Annotated in this window: 17 protein-coding genes; 2 read left to right on the top strand and 15 right to left on the bottom strand. The window is 38.5% G+C overall.

Annotated features, from left to right (window positions below; all coding sequences use genetic code 11):
• Nucleotides 1-63: 63 nt before the first annotated feature.
• The 4 genes from B4D49_RS00875 to B4D49_RS00860 form a co-directional block, all read right to left on the bottom strand.
• Nucleotides 64-945 (bottom strand): GNAT family N-acetyltransferase, encoded by an 882-nt coding sequence (locus tag B4D49_RS00875; RefSeq protein WP_286782903.1) that lies wholly within the window; start codon nucleotides 943-945, stop codon nucleotides 64-66.
• 77 nt (nucleotides 946-1,022) lie between these two features.
• Nucleotides 1,023-2,021 carry a UDP-glucose 4-epimerase GalE gene (galE, locus tag B4D49_RS00870; RefSeq protein WP_074482969.1) on the bottom strand — a complete coding sequence of 333 codons (999 nt, stop codon included), beginning with the start codon at nucleotides 2,019-2,021 and terminating at the stop codon, nucleotides 1,023-1,025.
• A gap of 13 nt (nucleotides 2,022-2,034) precedes the next feature.
• Nucleotides 2,035-3,507 carry a UDP-glucose--hexose-1-phosphate uridylyltransferase gene (galT, locus tag B4D49_RS00865; RefSeq protein ID WP_286782913.1) on the bottom strand — a complete coding sequence of 491 codons (1,473 nt, stop codon included), beginning with the start codon at nucleotides 3,505-3,507 and terminating at the stop codon, nucleotides 2,035-2,037.
• A gap of 19 nt (nucleotides 3,508-3,526) precedes the next feature.
• Nucleotides 3,527-4,699 carry a galactokinase gene (locus B4D49_RS00860; RefSeq protein WP_286782902.1) on the bottom strand — a complete coding sequence of 391 codons (1,173 nt, stop codon included), beginning with the start codon at nucleotides 4,697-4,699 and terminating at the stop codon, nucleotides 3,527-3,529.
• Nucleotides 4,700-4,851: 152 nt separating this feature from the next.
• Between B4D49_RS00860 and B4D49_RS00855 the strand changes: the two genes are divergently transcribed.
• A complete protein-coding gene (locus B4D49_RS00855) occupies nucleotides 4,852-5,850 on the top strand; it encodes a LacI family DNA-binding transcriptional regulator (protein WP_286782901.1) in 999 nt (332 codons plus the stop codon).
• 36 nt (nucleotides 5,851-5,886) lie between these two features.
• Here the strand turns inward: B4D49_RS00855 and dexB are convergent, their stop codons facing one another.
• The 6 genes from dexB to B4D49_RS00825 all read right to left on the bottom strand — a co-directional run bounded on the left by dexB (nucleotide 5,887) and on the right by B4D49_RS00825 (nucleotide 14,301).
• A complete protein-coding gene (gene dexB / locus B4D49_RS00850) occupies nucleotides 5,887-7,497 on the bottom strand; it encodes a glucan 1,6-alpha-glucosidase DexB (protein ID WP_286782900.1) in 1,611 nt (536 codons plus the stop codon).
• A 117-nt stretch (nucleotides 7,498-7,614) separates the two neighbouring features.
• Nucleotides 7,615-9,060, bottom strand: coding sequence for a sucrose phosphorylase (gtfA, locus tag B4D49_RS00845; protein ID WP_286782899.1), 1,446 nt, complete (start codon nucleotides 9,058-9,060; stop codon nucleotides 7,615-7,617).
• A gap of 70 nt (nucleotides 9,061-9,130) precedes the next feature.
• Complete coding sequence (locus tag B4D49_RS00840) at nucleotides 9,131-9,964, bottom strand: carbohydrate ABC transporter permease (RefSeq protein ID WP_286782898.1); 834 nt, start codon at nucleotides 9,962-9,964, stop codon at nucleotides 9,131-9,133.
• Between the two features lie 12 nt (nucleotides 9,965-9,976).
• Nucleotides 9,977-10,843 carry a carbohydrate ABC transporter permease gene (locus B4D49_RS00835; RefSeq protein ID WP_286782897.1) on the bottom strand — a complete coding sequence of 289 codons (867 nt, stop codon included), beginning with the start codon at nucleotides 10,841-10,843 and terminating at the stop codon, nucleotides 9,977-9,979.
• A gap of 12 nt (nucleotides 10,844-10,855) precedes the next feature.
• Complete coding sequence (locus B4D49_RS00830; RefSeq protein ID WP_286782896.1) at nucleotides 10,856-12,127, bottom strand: extracellular solute-binding protein; 1,272 nt, start codon at nucleotides 12,125-12,127, stop codon at nucleotides 10,856-10,858.
• A gap of 11 nt (nucleotides 12,128-12,138) precedes the next feature.
• A complete protein-coding gene (locus B4D49_RS00825; RefSeq protein ID WP_286782895.1) occupies nucleotides 12,139-14,301 on the bottom strand; it encodes an alpha-galactosidase in 2,163 nt (720 codons plus the stop codon).
• A 110-nt stretch (nucleotides 14,302-14,411) separates the two neighbouring features.
• Here B4D49_RS00825 and B4D49_RS00820 point away from each other — a divergent pair, with 110 nt between their 5' ends.
• The gene (locus tag B4D49_RS00820; protein WP_286782894.1) at nucleotides 14,412-15,245 is read left to right on the top strand and encodes an AraC family transcriptional regulator; all 834 of its coding nucleotides are present in this window, start codon (nucleotides 14,412-14,414) and stop codon (nucleotides 15,243-15,245) included.
• A gap of 43 nt (nucleotides 15,246-15,288) precedes the next feature.
• Here B4D49_RS00820 and B4D49_RS00815 read toward each other — a convergent pair whose 3' ends face one another.
• The 5 genes from B4D49_RS00815 to B4D49_RS00795 all read right to left on the bottom strand — a co-directional run.
• On the bottom strand, nucleotides 15,289-16,899 hold the full coding sequence (locus tag B4D49_RS00815) for a glycoside hydrolase family 53 protein (RefSeq protein ID WP_286782893.1): 1,611 nt from the start codon (nucleotides 16,897-16,899) through the stop codon (nucleotides 15,289-15,291).
• Between the two features lie 30 nt (nucleotides 16,900-16,929).
• Nucleotides 16,930-18,609 carry a PTS lactose transporter subunit IIBC gene (locus B4D49_RS00810; RefSeq protein WP_286782892.1) on the bottom strand — a complete coding sequence of 560 codons (1,680 nt, stop codon included), beginning with the start codon at nucleotides 18,607-18,609 and terminating at the stop codon, nucleotides 16,930-16,932.
• A gap of 90 nt (nucleotides 18,610-18,699) precedes the next feature.
• On the bottom strand, nucleotides 18,700-19,011 hold the full coding sequence (locus B4D49_RS00805) for a PTS lactose/cellobiose transporter subunit IIA (RefSeq protein WP_021141568.1): 312 nt from the start codon (nucleotides 19,009-19,011) through the stop codon (nucleotides 18,700-18,702).
• A gap of 12 nt (nucleotides 19,012-19,023) precedes the next feature.
• The gene (gene lacG, locus B4D49_RS00800) at nucleotides 19,024-20,424 is read right to left on the bottom strand and encodes a 6-phospho-beta-galactosidase (protein WP_286782891.1); all 1,401 of its coding nucleotides are present in this window, start codon (nucleotides 20,422-20,424) and stop codon (nucleotides 19,024-19,026) included.
• Between the two features lie 10 nt (nucleotides 20,425-20,434).
• The coding region (locus B4D49_RS00795) for a PRD domain-containing protein (RefSeq protein ID WP_286782890.1) at nucleotides 20,435-20,822 on the bottom strand (388 nt) is incomplete at its 5' end.

Here is a 20,822-nt window from a genome sequence, read left to right as displayed (position 1 = left end):
TCCATAAATATAAGCTTAATGACAACTATACCAAATTACATTTAACAACGCAAGAAATGACCGTTAAAACTCCCAAAGTTTACTAGCGTCAGTCACCTTAGCGTAAACAACCTGCGTTTGTTCTTCAAAACCTAAACTTTCATAGAGCCTTTTAGCCGCTAGATTATCTGATTCAACCGCAATTTGAAAGGCCTTCTCATTTTCAGCTAACAGGCTATTGATAAGCACTTTCATAAAATAAGTCCCAATCCCTTGACCACGGTAGCCTTCGGCAACTACTAAGCCATAAAGGTAATTGTAAGTCGTGCTAAAATCCACCGTGCAAGAAGCAACAACTTTGTCATCTTTCATCACAATATAAAGTTTTTCAGTCTCATCAACTAGAGCTTCTTTGGCATAGCGCAGTGCAACCTCATAAGGATCTCCAAAAGCTTTTGCTTGAAAGTCTGCAATCGCTTCAAGGTGTTCTCTACTAGCTTTGATGACCGACAAATCGTCACGCTTTTCAAGCAAATAGGTTTTTCGTTGTCGATTAAGCCAATACTCAAAATCATCTTCTAAAGTCATGCCAAGATTAGCCAGCACATCTGGGTGTTTTGCTAAGAAAGATTGCTCCGACATTACTGTAAAACTCAACTGATACTCTTTCATGGTTTCACGGAAAACACGAAATAATTGCTTAGCATATCCTAGACGGCGATAGTTTGGGTGAACCAAAATAGCAAGTTCTGCCTCGTCTGGCTCATCAGCATAGACTGTCAACACCCCCACAAGTTGATTCTTCTCATAAGCTAAAAAGAAAGCTGGCATCTCCTGATCAAAATTGAGATTATTCGATAAATACGGGATGCGGTGAGTCCCATCAAAAGTCTGAACTTCTTTGATTAATGCTTCTACCTGTAATTTTTGCTCTTTATCTAAACAAGGTGTCTTAATTATTGACATCATCTTTTTCCTTTTTCTAGCACATCCTCATGATGCACAAAAAACCTGAGGCACTTGCCTCAGACTATAATCATTTATTAACGGTCATTGTATCCGTTTGGATGACTTGAATGCCATGCCCAAGCAGAAGCAATGATTTTTTCAATATCATCAAATTGTGGTTTCCAACCAAGAATTTCACGCGCTTTATCTGATGACGCAATAAGAGTATCTGGGTCACCAGGACGGCGATCAGCAAGTTCTGCTGGAATTTCTTTTCCTGTTACTTTGCGAGCTGCTTCAAGAATTTGAAGGTTTGAGAAGCCTGTTGAAGAGCCAAGGTTAAAGGCAGTTGATGGGTTTCCTTCGCGAAGATATTTAACCGCAAGCAAATGAGCATCTGCTAGGTCAAATGGGTGGACATAGTCACGGACATTTGTACCATCTGGTGTGTTGTAGTCATTACCAAAAATCATGATTTTTTCACGAACACCTTGTGCCACTTGCAAGATAATTGGCAACAGGTGTGTTTCTGGTCCATGATCTTCACCGATAGAACCATCTGGTTTAGCACCAGCAACGTTGAAGTAACGAAGCGGTACAAATTTGATGCCATAGGCTTGGTCAGACCATTTCATGATTGTTTCCATCATGAGTTTGCTTTCACCATACGGATTGATTGGACGTTGTGGTGTTGTTTCTTTAATTGGAAGTTCATCTGGAATACCATAAGTTGCAGCTGTTGATGAGAAAACAATGTATTTAACACCAAATTCATTCATCACTTCAAGTAATTTAATCATTCCTGCAGTGTTGTTATCAAAGTATTTCAATGGTTTTTCCATTGATTCGGCAACCAATGAGTAAGCGGCAAAGTGAATCACAGCATCGATATCTGGATTTTCTGTGAAAACTTTACGCATAAAATCTTGATCAGCAAGATCACCTTGATAGAATGTTGCATCAGGATGAACCGCTGCACGGTGCCCTGTTACCAAACTATCGACAACAACAACCTTTTCTTCACCTTTTTCAATTAAACGATCAACCATGTGAGAACCGATATAGCCAGCCCCACCAAGCACTAAAATTGACATGATTCCTTTTCTCCTATTCTAACCCCACGCTGTTCACAAAGCGCATGAAAGCTTCTTTCCCCTTTTCATCACGATTGTAAACACCTGCATCTTCTAAAACACGAACAAAAACGTTTCCGACTTCTTCTTGCACGATATCATGTACCGTATCAGCAGTAATATCCGAACGTTTTTTAATCTCATCTGCCCATTCTTTGTGATAGGCAGCGATTTCATTATACTGGTTCAAAAGATATTTTTCAACTTCTAGCAGTTCATTTTTAAGACGTGGCGGTAAAATAGCTAAGCCCATAACTTCAATAAGTCCAATATTTTCCTTTTTAATGTGTTGGACATCAGCATGTGGATGATAAACCCCATCTGGAAATTCAGCTGTTGTGTGGTTATCACGAAGAACGATATCTAATTCAAATTGCCCATTACGTTTGCGAGCAATTGGTGTGACGGTATGATGCGGCGTATCTCCTGTATGAGCTACAATATCAACACTGGCATCCGAATACTCTCGCCAAGCTAAACGAATTTTTTCAGCCAATTCAACTAAACGACTTTTGTCTTTACTGCGAAGACGAATAACAGACATTGGCCATTTGACAATACCAGCTGTCACATCTGAAAAGCCTTTAAAATGAAACTCTTTGTCCAGCTCTGCTATTTCCATCGGAAAGACATGTCGTCCACCTTGATAGTGGTTGTGAGTTAAAATTGACCCACCAACAATCGGTAAATCAGAGTTAGAACCTGCAAAATAACCTGGGAAAATATCAACAATATCTAGCAGCTGTTCAAAAGTTTGCTTGCTAATAACCATCGGCACATGATCAGTATTTAGAATAATACAATGTTCATTAAAGTAAGCGTAAGGCGAATATTGGAAGCCCCATTTTTCATCACCTAGATTTAAGCGAATGATACGGTGATTAGCACGCGCTGGGTGATTAAGGCGTCCTTGATAACCTTCGTTTTCCATACATAACTGACATTTTGGGTAAGAAGATGCCTTGGCTAACTTAGCTGCAGCAATGGCCTTGGGATCTTTTTCAGGTTTTGATAAATTAATGGTAATCTGAATATCACCATATTGTGATGACACAGTAAAAGCGATATTTTTAGCGATTGCGGCTACTTTAATGTAGTCATTTCGTTTGCTGAGTTCGTAAAAATCTGCGACAGCTTGTTGAGGAGATTGAGCATATATATCCCAGAAATTGCGATTCACCTGACTTGGGACAGGAGTGATAAAGTTCATCAATTCAGCACCCAAGCAATCTCTTTCAGCCATTAAGTCACCAACCTTGCCATTTTTCACAGCTAGGTTAACCAATTCTTCTTTGAGAGCAATTAATGTCGTTTCTTTAGTTTCTTGCTCTGCACCTTCCTCGCCCACAAGGGCAAGGATTCGGTTACGCAAGTAAAACATATCATCTTCAGTATAGTCGCTAGCTTCAATTACTTTCGCGACAAAAGTATCTAAAAGTTTCATGATTTCGTCTTCTTTTTATTCTTTATTTTCGTGAAAGGACACGTGAACCACCAGCAATTTCAGCGATGTAAAAGGCTGGCGCATATCCAATAGTTTCAGTATAAACTTGTCCAACAGTTTTAGTAAATTCATCTACTTTGTCTTTAGCAACAATAGCAATACCACAACCACCAAAGCCCGCTCCTGTCATACGAGCTCCGAGAACACCTTCTTGTTGCCAAGCTGTGTGAGCAAGGGTATCAAGTTCGATACCAGTTACTTCGTAGTCATGTTCAAGTGAGACGTGTGAGGCATTAACCAAGCGACCAAATTTTTCAAGCTGACCTGCTGTCAAAGCTTCTTTGGCTTGAAGGGTACGTTGATTTTCCCAAACTGCGTGACGAGCACGTTTGAGACGATTTTCATCTTTAATGAGATAACTGTACTCATCAAAAGCTTGCAAATCAAGTTCACCAAGTGTCTTGATATCAAGCACTTGATTCAATTCTTCAACAGCTTTTTCACATTCAGCACGTCGTTCGTTGTATTTTGAATCAGCCAATTCACGACGTTTGTTCGTATTCATGATGACAATAACATTGTCACCAAGGTCAAGTGGAACAAGGTCATATTCTAACGTATTAGTATCAAGGTAAATGGCTTGCTTGTCAGCTCCCATACCAATAGCAAATTGATCCATAATCCCTGAGTTCACACCGATGAAGTCATTTTCCGTTTGTTTACCAATTTTTACCAAGTCGAGACGGTCTAATGTTAGGTCAAATAATTCTTCAGCGACAATTCCTACCAAAAGTTCAAGTGAAGCTGATGAGGACAAGCCTGAACCATTTGGAATATTACCATTAACATAAAGTTCAAATCCACTATCAATAACATGCCCTGCTTCTTTCAAGAATTTAATGACACCTTTTGAATAATTTGTCCAACTATCTTTTTTATCAAAGACAAGATGATCAAGATCCACGTCAATAATACCTAATTCATCAAAATTTGCTGAGTAAAAACGAAGGATTTTATCATCACGTTTTCGAGCAGCACCATATGTTCCAAGAGTGATAGCAGCTGGGAAAACATGACCACCATTGTAGTCCGTATGTTCACCAATTAGATTAATACGACCTGGTGAGAAGAATGTGGCATCTGCTTCTGTGCCAAAAACATTAGTAAAAGCTTGATTAAGTTCTTTCGTATTCATGAGGGTCTCCTTTTTTCTTGCTTTATTATGATTACGGTTTCATTTTAATGCCTTAGTTAAAATAAGTCAATGATATTTACTAAAGTTTTACTTAAAAGTTTTATTTTTCCTAATGATGTGATATAATACTATCAAGAAAGAAGGGAAGACCTATGGCTACATTAAAAGATATCGCAAAGCTAGCAAATGTTTCATCCGCAACTGTCTCACGAGTACTTAATAAAGATAAAACCCTCTCAGTCGGTGAGGAAACAAGACACCGTATTTTGACCGTTGCTGAAGAGTTAGGTTACGAAAAACACAAACGCAGCACCAACGCTATGCAAGAACGTCAAAAGATTGCTATCGTTCAATGGTATAGCGAACAAGAAGAACTAAACGACCTTTACTACTATAGTATTCGTATCGGTCTTGAAAAACGCGCCCAAGAATTAGGCTATGATGTCGTGCGTTACTTTAACAATGATATTTTGACAATTTCAGAAAATGTCAGTGGTATTATTGCCATTGGTAAATTTTCTAGTGAACAAATTAACCGCCTAGAAAATCTTTCAAAAAACCTAGTTTTCGTTGACAGTGACACTTTAAACGCTGGCCACCCTTGCGTTACAACTGATTTTGATAATGCCGTTGTGAAGGTTCTTGATTACTTCATGCAAAAAGGATTTACTAAAATTGGAATGATTGCTGGTGAAGAACGTACAACCGACCAAAAAGAACTCATTGTTGACCAACGCTTCCGTACTTTTAAAAACTACGCTTACGAAAATAACCTCTACAACCCTGATTATGTCTTTGTAGGAGATTTTTCAGCGCCTTCAGGATATGCCTTAATGAAAAAAGCCATCACTGAACTAGGTGATGACCTCCCACAAGCTTTCTTTGTTGCCAACGACACTTTAGCCATTGGTGCCCTTCGTGCCCTTCAAGAAGCTAACATCGCCGTGCCTGACCGCGTCAGCCTCATTTCTTTCAATGATACTGCCTTGACTAAACAAGTCTTTCCTGCTCTTTCAAGTATCACCGTTTATACCGAAGAAATGGGACGCACTGCTGTTGATATCCTAAATCACCAACTTATTAAACACCATACCGTCCCAACAATGACAAGACTGGCCACAACATTAACCCTTCGTGAAAGTACAAAATAAAAAAGTCCGAATAATATTCGGACTTTTTTATTATTCTCACCCTACTTTCACGCAGAAGGCATCCCATGGTTGGAGTTGGTGGTTTTCAAAGTCAGTGAGTTCAGTGGTATTACTGATGATTGTTTTTTGGTAAGCGAAGTTTGTTTCAAAGGCCTGAGCTTGATCGGATAAGTTTGCGACCACTAGGTAAGTTTCTTCTGCTGTTTTTCTAAAATAAGCAAAAACTTTGTCTGCTGTTTTCAAAAGTTCAAAATCCGCGTCAATCAACCAATCATTTTCTTTGCGAAGCTTGATGAGTTTTTGGTAAGTGTAGAAAATAGAATCTGGATTGTCTAGGGCTGCTTGCACATTAATTTCTGTGTAATTTGGATTGACTGGTAGCCAAGTCTTATCAGCAGTTGAAAAGCCAGCATTCTGACTGCTATCCCACTGCATTGGGGTTCTGGCATTGTCACGTCCAATCATGCGAATGCTATCCATGATTTCTTCTGGCGTCTTACCATTTTCAAGGGCTTCTTTGGCAAAATTAAGCGACTCGATATCGTCAATTTCTCCCAAATCCTTAAACGGATAATTGGTCATTCCAATCTCCTCACCTTGATAGATATAAGGCGTTCCCCGCATTAGATGTAAGGAAATAGCTAGCGCTTTAGCTGATTTTTCACGGTAAGTGTCTGTGTTACCCCAGATAGAAAGCACGCGCGGCAAATCATGATTGTCCCAAAAAAGCGAATTCCACCCTTGACCAAGCTCAAGTTCTGTCTGCCATTTGTTAAAAATAGCCTTGAGAGCGGGAACGTTTAGTTCTTCTTCGTATTCCCATTTTGAAGCGCCTAGCTTATGTTGGAGACCGATATGCTCAAATTGGAAAACCATTGATAACTCTTTTTCGTCTGGTGATGAGTACTGTTTAGCGATTTCTGGTGTTGCTCCCCATGTTTCACCAACAGTAAGCAAATCTTTTCCAGCCAAGGTTTCTTGGTGCATTTCTTTGAGGTAATCGTGCAATTTCGGACCGTTGTTTGCGATGAGTTTATCAGGAATTTTCCCAATCATATCAATCACATCCATACGAAAACCAGAAATACCTTTGTCAATCCAGCGATTCATCATATCATAAACAGACTGGCGTAACAGCGGATTTTCCCAATTCAAATCAGGTTGTTTCTTGCTAAAAAAGTGCAAATAATATTGCCCAGTTTTGCCATCATATTCCCAAGCAGAGCCACCAAAAATAGAATCGAGCTCATTAGGTTTATCACGCCAAATGTAAAAATCACGATACTTGCTGTCAGGATTTTCATGCGCTTCAACAAACCAAGCGTGCTCATCTGATGTGTGATTAACCACCAAATCCATGATAATGCGAATACCACACGCTTTTGCCTGCGCTAGCAATTCTTCCATATCAGACATATCGCCAAAAATATCAGCAATCGCCTCATAATTTGAAATGTCATAGCCATTATCATCCATTGGAGACTGGTAAACTGGAGAGAGCCAGATCGCTGTAATTCCAAGCTTTTGCAGATAATCAAGCTTACTGATAATTCCTTTTAAATCACCAACTCCATCACCGTTTGAGTCCTTAAAAGATTTTGGATAAATTTGATAAATCGTTGCTTTGTGCCACCAATGTTTTTCCATGACGTCCCTCTTTTCTTGCAATTCTTTGTTTCTATTTTATCTTTTTCTTGTAATTTGTGCAAGCGTTTGCGTTATTAAAAATAACAGAAGCTAAGACATCGTCCCGCTTCTATTAAACTATAGAAATGTAATCTCTTGTCCGTTTTCTTTAACTGTATAAGTTAAGTCTTTTAGGTTAATTGTAGCTTCTGCAACGACACTACTATCTTGATTACATCGAGTAATTACAAGAGTATTTTCATCTAATACTTCAACATCTATACTGCCTTTGAGGTCAAAAGCTGCTGATTGATTTCGGAAGGTAAAGAGCTTAAGCAAGGCTTGAACTACCGGACGCTTAACCTCTTCAGCAATTTCTTCACTCGTATAATAATGACGATTGATATTGCGTCCTTCTTTTGTTTTTTCTAACAACTCTAGATCATTTTTACCTGCTAAAAATCCGACATAATAGACCTGTGGAATACCTGGTGCGAAAGCCTGAATCAGGCGTGCTAAGAAATACTTCTTCTCATCATCACCAAGTGCAGAATAGTAGGTCGAATTGATTTGATAAATATCAAGATTGTTGTACTCTGCTGATGAATATTTACGTTTCACATTAGCACCAACTTTATAGAGCTCATCTGAAGTATAATCAATTTCTTCATCACTCAAAATATCTTTGACATCAACCACACCAATCCCATCGTGCGTATCCAGTGTTGTAAATTGTTTCATTGGAGACATTTTCAACCATTTTGCCAAGCGTTCAACTTTTCCGCTGTATAAACTATAAAGTGTCACCATTGGAAGAGCAAAATCGTAAACGTAGTAGTCATGTTCAGCAATTTTAAACTGAATCGAATAATGCTCATGAATTTCTGGAAGTAACTCTGTACCAGATTCCGCAGCAATGCTACGCACTTTATCAAGTAATTCCCAAATGTCTGGCTCCACAAAGAAATCATTGGTATCCAATTTCTTAACTGCATAAGCAAAAGCATCTAATCGAATAAGGTCGCAACCATTTTCAGCCAAATGCGCGATGGTTTTTCGAATGAAATCCATCGTCACGTCTTTTGTTACATCAAGGTCAATCTGTTCCTCACCAAATGTGTTCCAGAGATGCTCAACCGAACCGTCCGCAAAGTGAATTTCTTGTTTTGGTGCGCGGTCTTTACGCTTGTAAATCAAGTCCACATCAGCTTGTGTCGGACGATTTTCTGGCCAAAATTTATCCCAGTTAAGAAACATATCCTTGTAAGCACTAGCTTCGTGTTTTTCTTGATAATCTTTGTAATATTTTGATTGACGAGAAATATGATTTATCATGAAATCAAACATGAGGTAATATTTCTCACCCAAAGCTTTCACATCATCCCAATCACCAAATACAGCATCAACCTCATCATAATCGACAGGTGCAAAACCACGGTCACCAGTTGATGGGAAGAATGGCAATAGATGGATACCACCAACTGCCTCCCCGAAATACTTATCAAGATTTTGTTTAAGTTCTTTTAAATTTTTACCCAGACTATCCGAGTAAGTGATTAACATTGTTTTATTTTGTATTGTCATAGTTACTCCTTTACCCTTTTTTATTTTAGCACCCAGCAAAAGTTAAACTCAGGCTACGGGCTCTGCATCCTTACTTCACTGCGCCGTTGCTCATTCCTGAAATGATATGTTTTTGGAAAATGAGGTAAACGATTGTGATGGTAATGATACCGACGACGTATGATGCAAAGCTTGGTCCGTAATCGCTGAGGTATTGTCCTGTGTAGTTGTATTGGAAAAGCGGCAATGACCATGACTCTGAAGATTTATTCAACATTAAGAGGGGGAGCATAAAGTCATTCCAGAACCAAAGAGCATTGATAATCAAAGTTGTGGCATGCATTGGTTTTAACATTGGAAAGACAACTTTGCGGTATGTGGTAAATTTATCAGCTCCGTCAATTTCAGCAGCTTCATCCAAACTTTCAGGAACACTTAGCTTAATGTAACCAACATACAAAAATAAAGTTTGCGGTACAGCATAAGTCAGATACAAGATAATCAAGCCCCAAATATTTGTCAAACCAAGTCGGCTCATCATAACCGTGATTGGAATCATGATAACTTGAAATGGCACGAAAATTCCCAAAATTAGCAAGCTATACATGATGTTAAAAGCGCGTTTTTTGCTCATGTTACGCGCAATGGAATAGGCTGCCGCAGGAATAAATAGGGTTACCAAAATCACCGAAACAACTGTAATAATCGTTGAATTCCAGAAATAATGTCCAACACCGTCAGCCAACAAGCGTGTGTAGTTACTCAAGGTGACAGGATTTGGAAAGGCAAAGAAATGTTGCATGATATCTTTAGTCGTCTTAAATGAACTAAAGACTGTTGCTAGCAATGGAATCAAAATCAAAATTGATCCCACAACTAAGAGCACATATTTCCAAAAAGTATGATAACGTTCTTCTTTTTTCATATTTCACTCCATTTATACTTCGAAACGACTTGATAATTTCAATTGCAACACTGATACCAAAACAATAATAGCAAAGAGAATCAAGGCAATGGCGTTAGCATAACCATATTGGTTACTTGAAAAGGCGTAATTGTAAACCAAAAGCCCAATTGAAGTTGTTGAATTGCTTGGTCCACCACCAGTCAAAGCAAAGATCTGGTCAAAAGCTGTCAAACCAGCTTTAAGCGCCATGATAAAGACCATTGAAATACTTGGCAACAAATATGGCAGTTCAATATTCCAGAACGTTTGTTTGCTATTTGCACCATCAATTGCTGCTGCTTCTGTGATTTCACTTGGGATAGTTTGAAGCCCTGAGAGGAAAAGAATAATTGGCATTGCGACACCTTGCCATAGCATGACAAAAATTGCTGCAAAAATGGCGCCGCCAGATGTCCCTAGAAGACTTGTTTTCAAGAATTCAATGTTTAAAGTCTCACCAATAGCAGGCAAGCCATAGTTAAAGACTTGTTTAAAAATCAAAGACACTGTCAAACCTGACAAAACAGCTGGGAAGAAAAACCATGCTCTAAAGAACGTTTGTCCTTTGATTTTAGCATTCAAAGCTCGCGCCACCCAGATACCAATGACAATTTCTCCCACAATTAACGCAATGGTCAAAATCAAAGTAAAACCAAGAGCCTTAAAGAATTTAGTATCTGTTAGCAAAATTTTATAATTGTTGACACCAACAAAATCAAAATTGTAAGTCAATCCAGTCCAGTTTGTAAAACTGTAAAAAGCACCTTGAATCATTGGGAAATAGAAGAAAATTGCTTGTAAAATCAAGGGAACAATCAAGAACACCCAGCCCCAATACTTATTTAAAAATTTTCGCATTCTATTCTCCTCCTATTTATCTACATCAGCTTTCATTGGATTGAAGAATGCATTTAACTCACTAACATATTGATCAGCATCTTGATTCAAAAGATAGTTAGCTGTCAAACTAAAGAAATCTTCTTCACTTGTCCAATTTTCACCAAGCCAAACATAGTGTTTATCTGTAAATGCTAGCTGATAAAGCGGAGCAAGTGGAGAATTGTCATCTTCAACCACACCCTCTACAGACACTGGTGAACCATCAACATCATAATATTTTTGCATAGCCTCAGCTGACGCCATATAGGAAATAAATGTTTCACATTCTTTTTTGTGCTTTGTTGATGATGAAATTGATAGCGCCAAATCTCCCGCTCCAACTGTAACTTCTTGACCAGTTTTTTCACCAGGAAAGGCAAATGTTGAAATTTCAAAATCAGGATCTTGTTGTTTAATCGCTGCTAATACCCATGAACCACCTGGTAACATCAAGGCTTCTTCAGTCGCAAATGCCACAACAGAATCGTTGTAAGAAGCACCTTCCCAGTTACTTTGTTGATTTCCCTTATCAGCAAGTAAATCCAAACGAGTCAGAACTTCCTTAACTTCATTATCAGAAGTTGAGATAGAATTAACGGAAGAAAAACGAAGATAATCATTTGCCTTATCACCACTACCAGTCACGCTAATGTAAGCCAGTTGATGATAACCATTTAAAGTCCAACCTTCACTACCAGCAAGCGCAAATGGTGTTTCACCGTCAGCCTTGATTTGTTTTACCAAAGTTTCAAATTCATCCCAAGTTTCTGGAACTTTGAGTCCTAATTCGTCAAATTTTGTCTTATTAAAGTAAATTCCTGAAACATTGGCTGATAAAGGCACGCTATAAATTTTTCCATTTACTGCATAGTTTTCTGCATAGTTATTTTTGATGTTCTCAAGATAAGACTTACCTGTCATATCTTCAAAATAACCAGCTTTTGCCCACTCTTTAAAATCTACATTCTGAGGATAAATGTTAATGACATCTGGGGCGTCACCTGCAAGCATACGTGTTTTTAGAACTGTTCCAGCACTTGGAACACTTGTCATTTTAACGTGAATGTTAGGATTTTCTGCTTCAAAATCCTTAATGATTTCTTTTAACGTATCCACCATTTCTGTCTTTTGATTGAAATATTCAATAGTTACCTTGCCATCAGCCGATGTGTCATCCTCTTTTGAACACGCCGTCAATATTAAACCAGCAGTGATAGCTAAAGCTACTATGCCAGCAGCTATCAATTGTTTACGCCATTTCATTGAAAACCTCCTTATTGTTTCACAAAATAGTATTGTTTGCTGAGATAATCACCTTGTGGGAGAGTTACGGTCAAACCTGCATACATGAGTTCATCCCCAGAGAAAACTTGTCCTGTTTCTTGTAAGCGATAGGTATCTGCTTCCTCTAAACCTTTCAGTTTGAGCGTCGTTTCAATCGTTTCAATTGTTGAGAGGGTACGAACGTAAGTCACGACAACCTTATCTTCATGAACAAATTCTACCGCTGCTTCATTTGAACCTTGTTCTGGATTGATGAGGCGATACTGCTTTCCAAATTGGATAACTGGACGAATGTCTTTGTAGTGTGCAACCTGAGCAGCAATCACTTCTTTGTCACTTTCTGGCAAGCTTGTCAAATCAAGTTCATAGCCAAGATTTCCCATCATGGCAACATTACCGCGAGTTTCAATCGGTGTTGTGCGTCCCATTTGGTGATTTGGGCTTGCTGAAACATGGGAACCCATAGAGATAGTTGGGTACAGATAGCTTGAACCATATTGAATTTGCAAACGAGAAATGGCATCTGTATTATCACTAGCCCAAACTTGTGGGAAGTAGCGCATCATTCCAAGGTCGTTTCGACCACCGCCACCTGAGCATGATTCAAAGAGAATATTGCTATGTTTTCCAGTCAAATAGGATACCAAATCATACAAACCTAACATATATGCATGGGATTGCATCTTAGTGGCAAGAGCTGAGTCGCCATTTCCGATATTTGTGATGTTACGGTTATAATCCCATTTAACATAATCAATAGCATTTTCTGTCAAAATCTTATCAATAGCTGCCTTGATGTAGGCTACGACATCAGGATTTGCAAGGTTGAGCACCAATTGATTACGAGAATAAGTATGACCACGACCTTCAACTTGAATAGCCCAATCTGGATGCGCACGATAAAGGTCACTATCAACAGAAATCATTTCTGGTTCAAACCACAAACCAAATTTCAAACCTTTGGCATGCACTTCAGCAATCAAGTCATTCAAAGGTCCACCTAGTTTTTCTTCGTTAACAACCCAGTCACCAAGCGCACGATTATCATCAAATCGATTACCAAACCAACCGTCATCAAGAACAAAAAGCTCGATACCAAGTTTGCTTGCTTCATCAGCTAAATCAAGCAATTTTTCTTTTTTAAAATCAAAATAGGTCGCTTCCCAGTTGTTAATGAGAATTGGACGTTCAGCATGTGCAAATTGTTTTGGCATGATGTGATCTTGAATGAACAATTGACTTTCTTGACTCAAATGTGTCAAGCCTTTTGCTGAATAAGTCATCAAAGCCACTGGCGTTTCAAAACTATCACCTGCTGCTAATTGCCAAGCAAAGTTATCATCATTGATACCAAGTCCCAAACGAACCTCGTTCAATTGATTTTTTTGAACAAAAGCTTGGAAATTACCACTATAAAGTAGCTGCAAAGCAAGGGCACTGCCAGCATCCTCCGTCGCTATCCTATCACACAAAATCACAGCTGGAGTCTGAGCATGACCAGAAGCTCCGCGATTTGAAGCAATGCTAAAGATACCTTGTTCAACTTTTTGACGGCGAACAGTCTTCTCACGCGCATATGCTCCTTGCAAAGTCACCACATCATAATTGCCAGCAGGTACATCAAGCATTGTCGATAAAGCACGGTTGATGACAACAGCTTTATCAGATAGATTACTAATCTTAGCAAAGGTTGAAATAGTTGCACGGTTTGCATAAGCTGTGTAATAAAGCGTCAGACGCAACCTAGCAAATCCATCTTCCAAGACAAGCTCTAATGTTTCGGCATCTTCCATTGAATGAGGACTAGGTAATCCTGTTGTCTCAACAACTCCATGTAAAATATGACTATCTTTTAACTTAAATTGTGTTAATTCATTGTTATCATGTTGAATTTTAAATGATGGGCAACGAAAATCACCAAAGCCATGCACACCAAAGATTTGACGTTGGGTATCATAGCTAAACGTACGATTATCAGGAGTCGGATTGCCTGAAAAAGCATGATCTTTCTCAAATATCGCATTTGAACCGTGATAGTTAACGATTTTACCCCCAATATGACGAAGAAGTAAATCTCCTTCTCGGTTCTCAATAATCATTGACATCTCTTTACTTTGAATATAGAAAAGATTTCCTTTGATTGTAATTCCCACAAGTTTTCCTCCTCTATTTTTACTAAAATTTTACCATCATTTATTTACCTCTTGAATGGTATCATGTTGGGCAAATATGGTAAAATGTTGTTTATAAAGGAGTTGATACTTTGAATGTTCTAAATACCTACAACGAATTTGACACGAATAATTTTGACCTGAACGTCGACCATTATGGTGCTGAGATTTGTGATAAAAACTACTCTTTTGGTCCAACTATTCGTGATAATTTTGTTCTGCATTTTATTGTTGATGGTAAAGGAAAATTTACTATTGATGGTAAAACCATTGAACTTGGTGTTGGTGATATGTTTATCCTTCCCAAAGGAAAAGTGACCTTTTATCAAGCCGATAAAAAATATCCTTGGACATACCTCTGGGTCGGATTTAGCGGCTCAAAGGCCGAAAGTATTTTAAGTAAAACTCAGCTACTAGAGCAATACTTCTGCCATTCAACACTTAAATCCAAGGTTCTTGATCAAATCGTCAAATTAACTCAATTTCGCGATCAAAAACTTGATGACATTACAGAGCTTCAGCTGATTGCTGAACTTTACAAATTGCTAGCATTTTTAATAGAAGAATTCCCAAGCAAAGCAATGTCTGATAGCAGTATTTTGATTCAAAATTACATCAAGCAAGCTAAAAAAATCATTCATACACAATATGGAAATCCATTAAAAATCAGTGATATTGCCAAAAAGCTCAATCTAAATCGCTCCTACTTGTACAAGATTTTCAAAGAAGAAACAGGTTATTCTCTCAAGGATTACCTTATCCAAATCCGCATGGAAAAAAGTGCTGATTTGCTTACCAGCACGACTTTTCACATCTCAGAAATTGCAAATGCTGTAGGCTTTCCAGACGCTCTCGCCTTCAGCAAGGCTTTCAAAAAACATTTCAGCCAAAGCCCAAGCAATTACCGAAAAGCGCTGAAAAAATAAAACAAAAAACTCCCCCAAGAACTAAATTCTTGGGGGAGTTTTCTTAATCAACTTTAACAAGTCGAACGTTATCAATGTTTAGCCATTTGTTGGCTGATGATTTGACGTAAACGCCAACTTCACACTGTCCGCTTGTGATTTTAATATTATCAATGGTGTAAGTTTTCCAAGTATTTGAATCTTTGAGAGAGATTTTTTGTTCACTGCCACCGTAGTTTTTAATATAAAGTTCTGCATTTTCAAGACTTGTATCACCCATAGCATCGATGCTTAATTTGTAAGTACCTGAGCTGAGATTTCCTACTGTTTGATAGATAGAACTTTCATAAGCCTTATCTGACCAGAAGCTGAGTTTATAACGCGTATTATCGTAAATTTCTGTCTTGATTCCAGAAATTTGGCCATTTTTCCAAACATTCCAAGATGATGGACTTTCGGTATAACCGTCCCATTCAAAGCTATTGTTTTGAAGGAGATTTGTTAGATTAGAGTAATTAAAGGCTTTGATGCCACGTAAAGCATTTCCTTGGAAATCGAAGACAGCTTGATTTTCCCATTCGTTACCTGTCACATCTGAAACGCCAAGATATGACATTCCTGCTTGTGTGGCCCATGAGACATTACCGTTATACCAGAGTGGTTCCCAATAGAAGAAACCAAGTCCATTGTTATTTTTGACATCTTTAATCTTATCAACCAAGTCTGTCAAAAATTCATACTGACCATCTTGGCTAGCTTTGTAACCACCAGCAGTCTCTTCTGTTGCCGTAAAGGCATTTGTTTTCTGGTCAGCATTATCAAGGGTATTTGCATAAGCTGTTTCAACCACAACAACTTTTTTGTTATAACGTTCGCTGATATTATCCATATTTTCAGAGAGTTCTGCTAATGTGCCATGCCAATATGGGTAATAGGAAATGCCGACAATATCAAAATCAACGGATTGATTGGTAATTTCATCAAGCCACCATTGGAAAGCTGCTTTGTCACCACCGTCTGCTAAATGGATCATGATCGGTGTATTACTTGCCTGTGTATCTTTCACAGCTTGAACACCAGATTTTAGGAAAGTTGCTAGGCGAGTGAATTCTTGACCATCACCACCCCAGCTTTTCCCGTAAGGCCAAAGCATACCGCTGTTTAATTCGTTTCCGATTTGCACCATATCAGGGTAAATGCCTTGTGATTTCATCTGATTAAGGACATCAGCCGTGTAAGAATACACTGTTGAATTTAATTGTTCAAAGGATTGATTCTGCCAAGCTTTGGGAAGATTTTGTTTTCCAGGGTCAACCCAGAAATCACTGTAATGAAAATCGAGTAAGACTTTTAAACCTTTATCTTTAGCACGTTTGGCTAATTTGAGTGTTCTGTTTAAGTCATTGGTTCCTGCGCCGTAAGCATTGCCATTTGCATCATAGGGGTCAACCCAGAGTCGCAAACGAACGTAGTTAACACCATTTTCTTTCAGAATGGTCAGCGGGTCTTTTTGAGTACCATTACTCTTGTAAATCGCTCCGCTTTGTTCCATTTCATCAAGAATCGAAATATCAGCTCCGTTGATGAACTCATCTGCTTTAGTCACGGTATTTCCAAGCGCAGCAAGACCAATAAGGACAACAGTCGTCAAAAAAATCTTTTTTAGTATTTTCATAATCTTTCTCCCTAGCTTTTCTAAAATAGGTTAGGCAAAGTAAGACATTACGAAGGCTACGGCACCTTCTGGGTCACGTGTTAATTTAATATATTCAGCACCTTTTGTAGCTGCTAACTTGATACCAAGTGCATCAGTATCTTTCTTAATATCTTCGTAGAATGAGTTAACTTGTGGAGCAAGTACAATCATGTCGAAGTTTTTCATAATCTCATAATGTGAACCGTAAGCACCAGCTGACGCTGTGATGTTTGCACCTGTGGCAGCAGCACCCTCAGTAAGTGCATTGGCAAGCATAGCACTTGTACCAGCACCAGCACAAAGGACCAAAACGTTGATTGGTTTATCAGTTGTGACTTTAACAGCTGGTTTTTCCTCAACAATTTTTTCAGCTGCAGCTTTTACTGGAGTTGCACTTTCAGCAGTAGTTTCTTGCGCAGCAATTTCAGCTTCTTCTTCAAGAAGTGATGCGTCATAAGCTTTAATGAATGGGAAGTAGATAATCGCATCAACAACGATTAAAACAAGGACAAGAACAACAGCTAGAAGGCTAACGCCTGTACCAAGAATAAGTCCGATTGGCGCTGGTGTTGCCCAAGGAAGAACGTACATGAAGCTATTCATCTGAAGCACATCAACAAAGAATTTGAAAATCCAAACGTTAGCAATTGGTGCCAAAAGGAATGGAACAAAGAAATAAGGGTTAAGAATAATTGGTGTTGCAAAAAGCAAAGGTTCGTTAACGGCGAAGCTGACTGGGATAAATGAAGCTTTACCAACAGCTTTCAATTGTTTTGACTTAGCAAATAGCAAGAAGAGGTAAGGAACAACAAGTGTTGCACCAGTACCACCCATAGTACCAACAAAGTTACCAAGACCAACAGTCAAAACGTTTGAAGCATGTTCACCAGCTTTGAATAATTGAAGGTTCGTTTCAACATTAGCATAGATAATAGCTGCGATAGCTGGCTCTACGATTGACGGACCATGCACACCAACGAACCAGAAGAGCGCCATAGCACCCCAGATAATAGCAATTCCAAGGTAACCATCTGCTGCTGTAAACAATGGTTGCAACAAAGTGATAACAGCTTCAGCAAATGATGTACCAAAGAAATGACGAATAATTGTATCAATAATAACAGCTGCAAATACAGCAAATGAGAATGGGAAGATATCACGGAATGTTTGAGAAATCGTTCCTGGCACTTCTTTTGGCATCTTGATAGTGATGTCACGAATAACACAGAATTTGTAAACATTAACAGTGATAAAGGCTGCTACAAAAGCTGCGAGGATACCTTTTGTCCCCATGTAACCACTAGCAAGACCGCCTTCAAGCTCATCAGCACTCAACATCAAGAAACTGACAATTGAGGCAAGCATGACAGAAACCGCATTGATTTTCTTATTACCTGGCATTTTACGGTTAACAGATTCTGCCAAGCAACGTGCTGTTGTCGCTGAAACAAGAAGGGCAACTACACCCATTGAATAGTTGTAAATTTTCCAAAGCCAACTTGAGAAATCTTCTGGTAATTTGATTCCAAGAACATCCGGAATGGATGCAATCAAGATGAAAATACTAGAAAAGAGAATAGCTGGCATTGCTGCTAGGAAACCATCACGAATGGCACCTAGATAAATGTTACGAGAAATTTTTTCAAAAAAAGGTTTACCCTTTTCAATTTGTTGAATGAGTTTGTTCATGATAAAACTCCCCAAGAACCTGAGCTTAGCAAACGAGAGGAGATTAAGCATTTGCCAAGCCTTGGTTCACTTCCTTTCTTTTTTCAAAAATTAGCGATTTTTATATAATTCAATAAAATCCGTAATAAGGTCACGTAGCAACAAGGTTGTCATCAAGTGATCTTGACCGTGAACAAAGATAAAACCAAGTTCCAAATCTTCACCACCTGCTTCTTGTGCTAGCAAGGCTGTTTGAGCATTGTGTGCTTTTGCTAAGTTTTCATCAGCATCTTTAATGGCTTTGTCAACATTATCAAAGTTGCCAGAACGAACTTCCTTGAGCAATTGTAACAGTGTACTTCTAGCATCACCTGAGTAAGCTACAATTTCAAATCCCAACATTTGTAATTCTTTTTTATCCATATTCAAAATCCCCTATTCTACAATTTTTGTATCACTGATGTGTTTGTACCAGTAAGCTGATGCTTTTGGATAACGTTTTTGTGTTTCAAAATCTACATAGAACAAACCATAGCGCTTATTATATCCATTTGACCATGAGAAACAATCCATCAATGACCATAGGAAATATCCCTTAACATTAACCCCAGCATCAATTGCCTTAGCAAGAGATTGAAGGTAAACTTTCAAATAATCAATACGAGCCGTGTCCATAACGATACCATCGTCAAATTCATCTTTATAGCCCATACCATTTTCTGTGATGTAAATCTTGTTATAGTGTGGGTAATCTACTTTGATGCGAAGAAGCAAATCATACAAGCCTTCTGGGTAAATGAGCCAGTCCCAATCAGTTCGTGGAATGCCTTCTTTGTAAATACGTTCGCCGATACCTTTCACTTTATAAACAGATGTTCCTTTATCGCCTGTACCGTTGTGATGAATAGCATTTTCACCATTGTAGGCTTTGACAAAGTGACATTGATAATGGTTAATACCAAGATAATCGTTGCGGTGACTAGCTTTTTTCATTTCTTCAAAGTCGCTGTCAAGGAATTCATAGCTAGCATTATTCGCTGCGCAAATTTCGTTAAGCGCTTCCATTGTTTCGTTTGAATAATAACCTAGATAAGTTGCATCAAGTAAGAAACGAATTGAAAGAGCATCATCTAGGAAAGCGGCATGTTTATCTTCTTCACTATCTGTTGCAGGGTATTTTGTTTCAAGAGAGTGAACCACACCAATTTCACCTTGGTAGCCGCCATCTTTAAACAAATTAACCACACGCGCATGTGCGTACATCATATTATGAAGACATTGGATAACTTTTGAAAGGTCATATTTGATACCTGGTGGGAAAATTCCAAGTAGATATTGGTTAGTTGCGACTGGATAGATTTCATTAAAAGTACTCCAGTGACGTACTTCTGTAAATTCTTCAAAACAGAATTTGGCATAATTAACAAAAGCTTCAATCGTGTCACGGTTTAAGAAATCACCATTGTCAAACAAAACTTTTGGCGTGTCAAAGTGATGAAGCGTGACAAAGGCAATGATGTTGCGTTTTTGACATTCCGCAAACACTTTGTGGTAATAATCAACTCCTTCTTGGTTGACCTCACCAGTACCATTTGGGAAGATACGGCTCCAAGCAATGGATAACCGAAGTCCGTTGACACCAAATTTTTCACAAAGTTCGATATCTTGTGGGTATTGGTGATAAAAATCACTTGCAGGGTCTGGACTAAAGCGACCTTGTTCAGCTAGGAAATCATCCCAAGCAACTGCTCCTTTACCACCTTCTTTTGTTGAACCTTCAACTTGGTAAGCTGCTGTTGCGCCACCAAAAATAAAATCTTCTGGTAATTTGTACATTTTTCTCTCCTTATTTCAATAAACGTTGAATATGTATAACTAGATAAACACGTTCACTGCGTGATAAATCTATGTCTAATTCTTTTTCAATCACATCGTAAATAGCTTGTCCGATTTGGTAAGCTTGTGGATAATCTGATTTAACAAATTCCTCCATATTGATTAACGACGTTTCATCTTGTTGATTTGTCTGCAATCGATTAATCAAATAGGTAAGATGAATCATTAAGCGGTCATATAAATTGCCATTTTCTGCGCTACGTTTAATGCCGCTACTTGATAATTCTTCTTCAACCAATTCCAAGACACGCTTTCTTGCGTATTCTTGCTTATTTTCTGAAACCTCGTAATCACCTTTTGCATTGATAAAATGCAAAGCCATGCGTCCAACTTCGTCG

It is taken from the genome of Streptococcus sp. UBA4344 (assembly GCF_002393675.1).
Classification (GTDB): domain Bacteria; phylum Bacillota; class Bacilli; order Lactobacillales; family Streptococcaceae; genus Streptococcus; species Streptococcus vicugnae.
The sequence above is the reverse complement of the archived record's forward strand: the minus strand, read 5'-3'. Positions and strand labels throughout refer to the sequence as shown.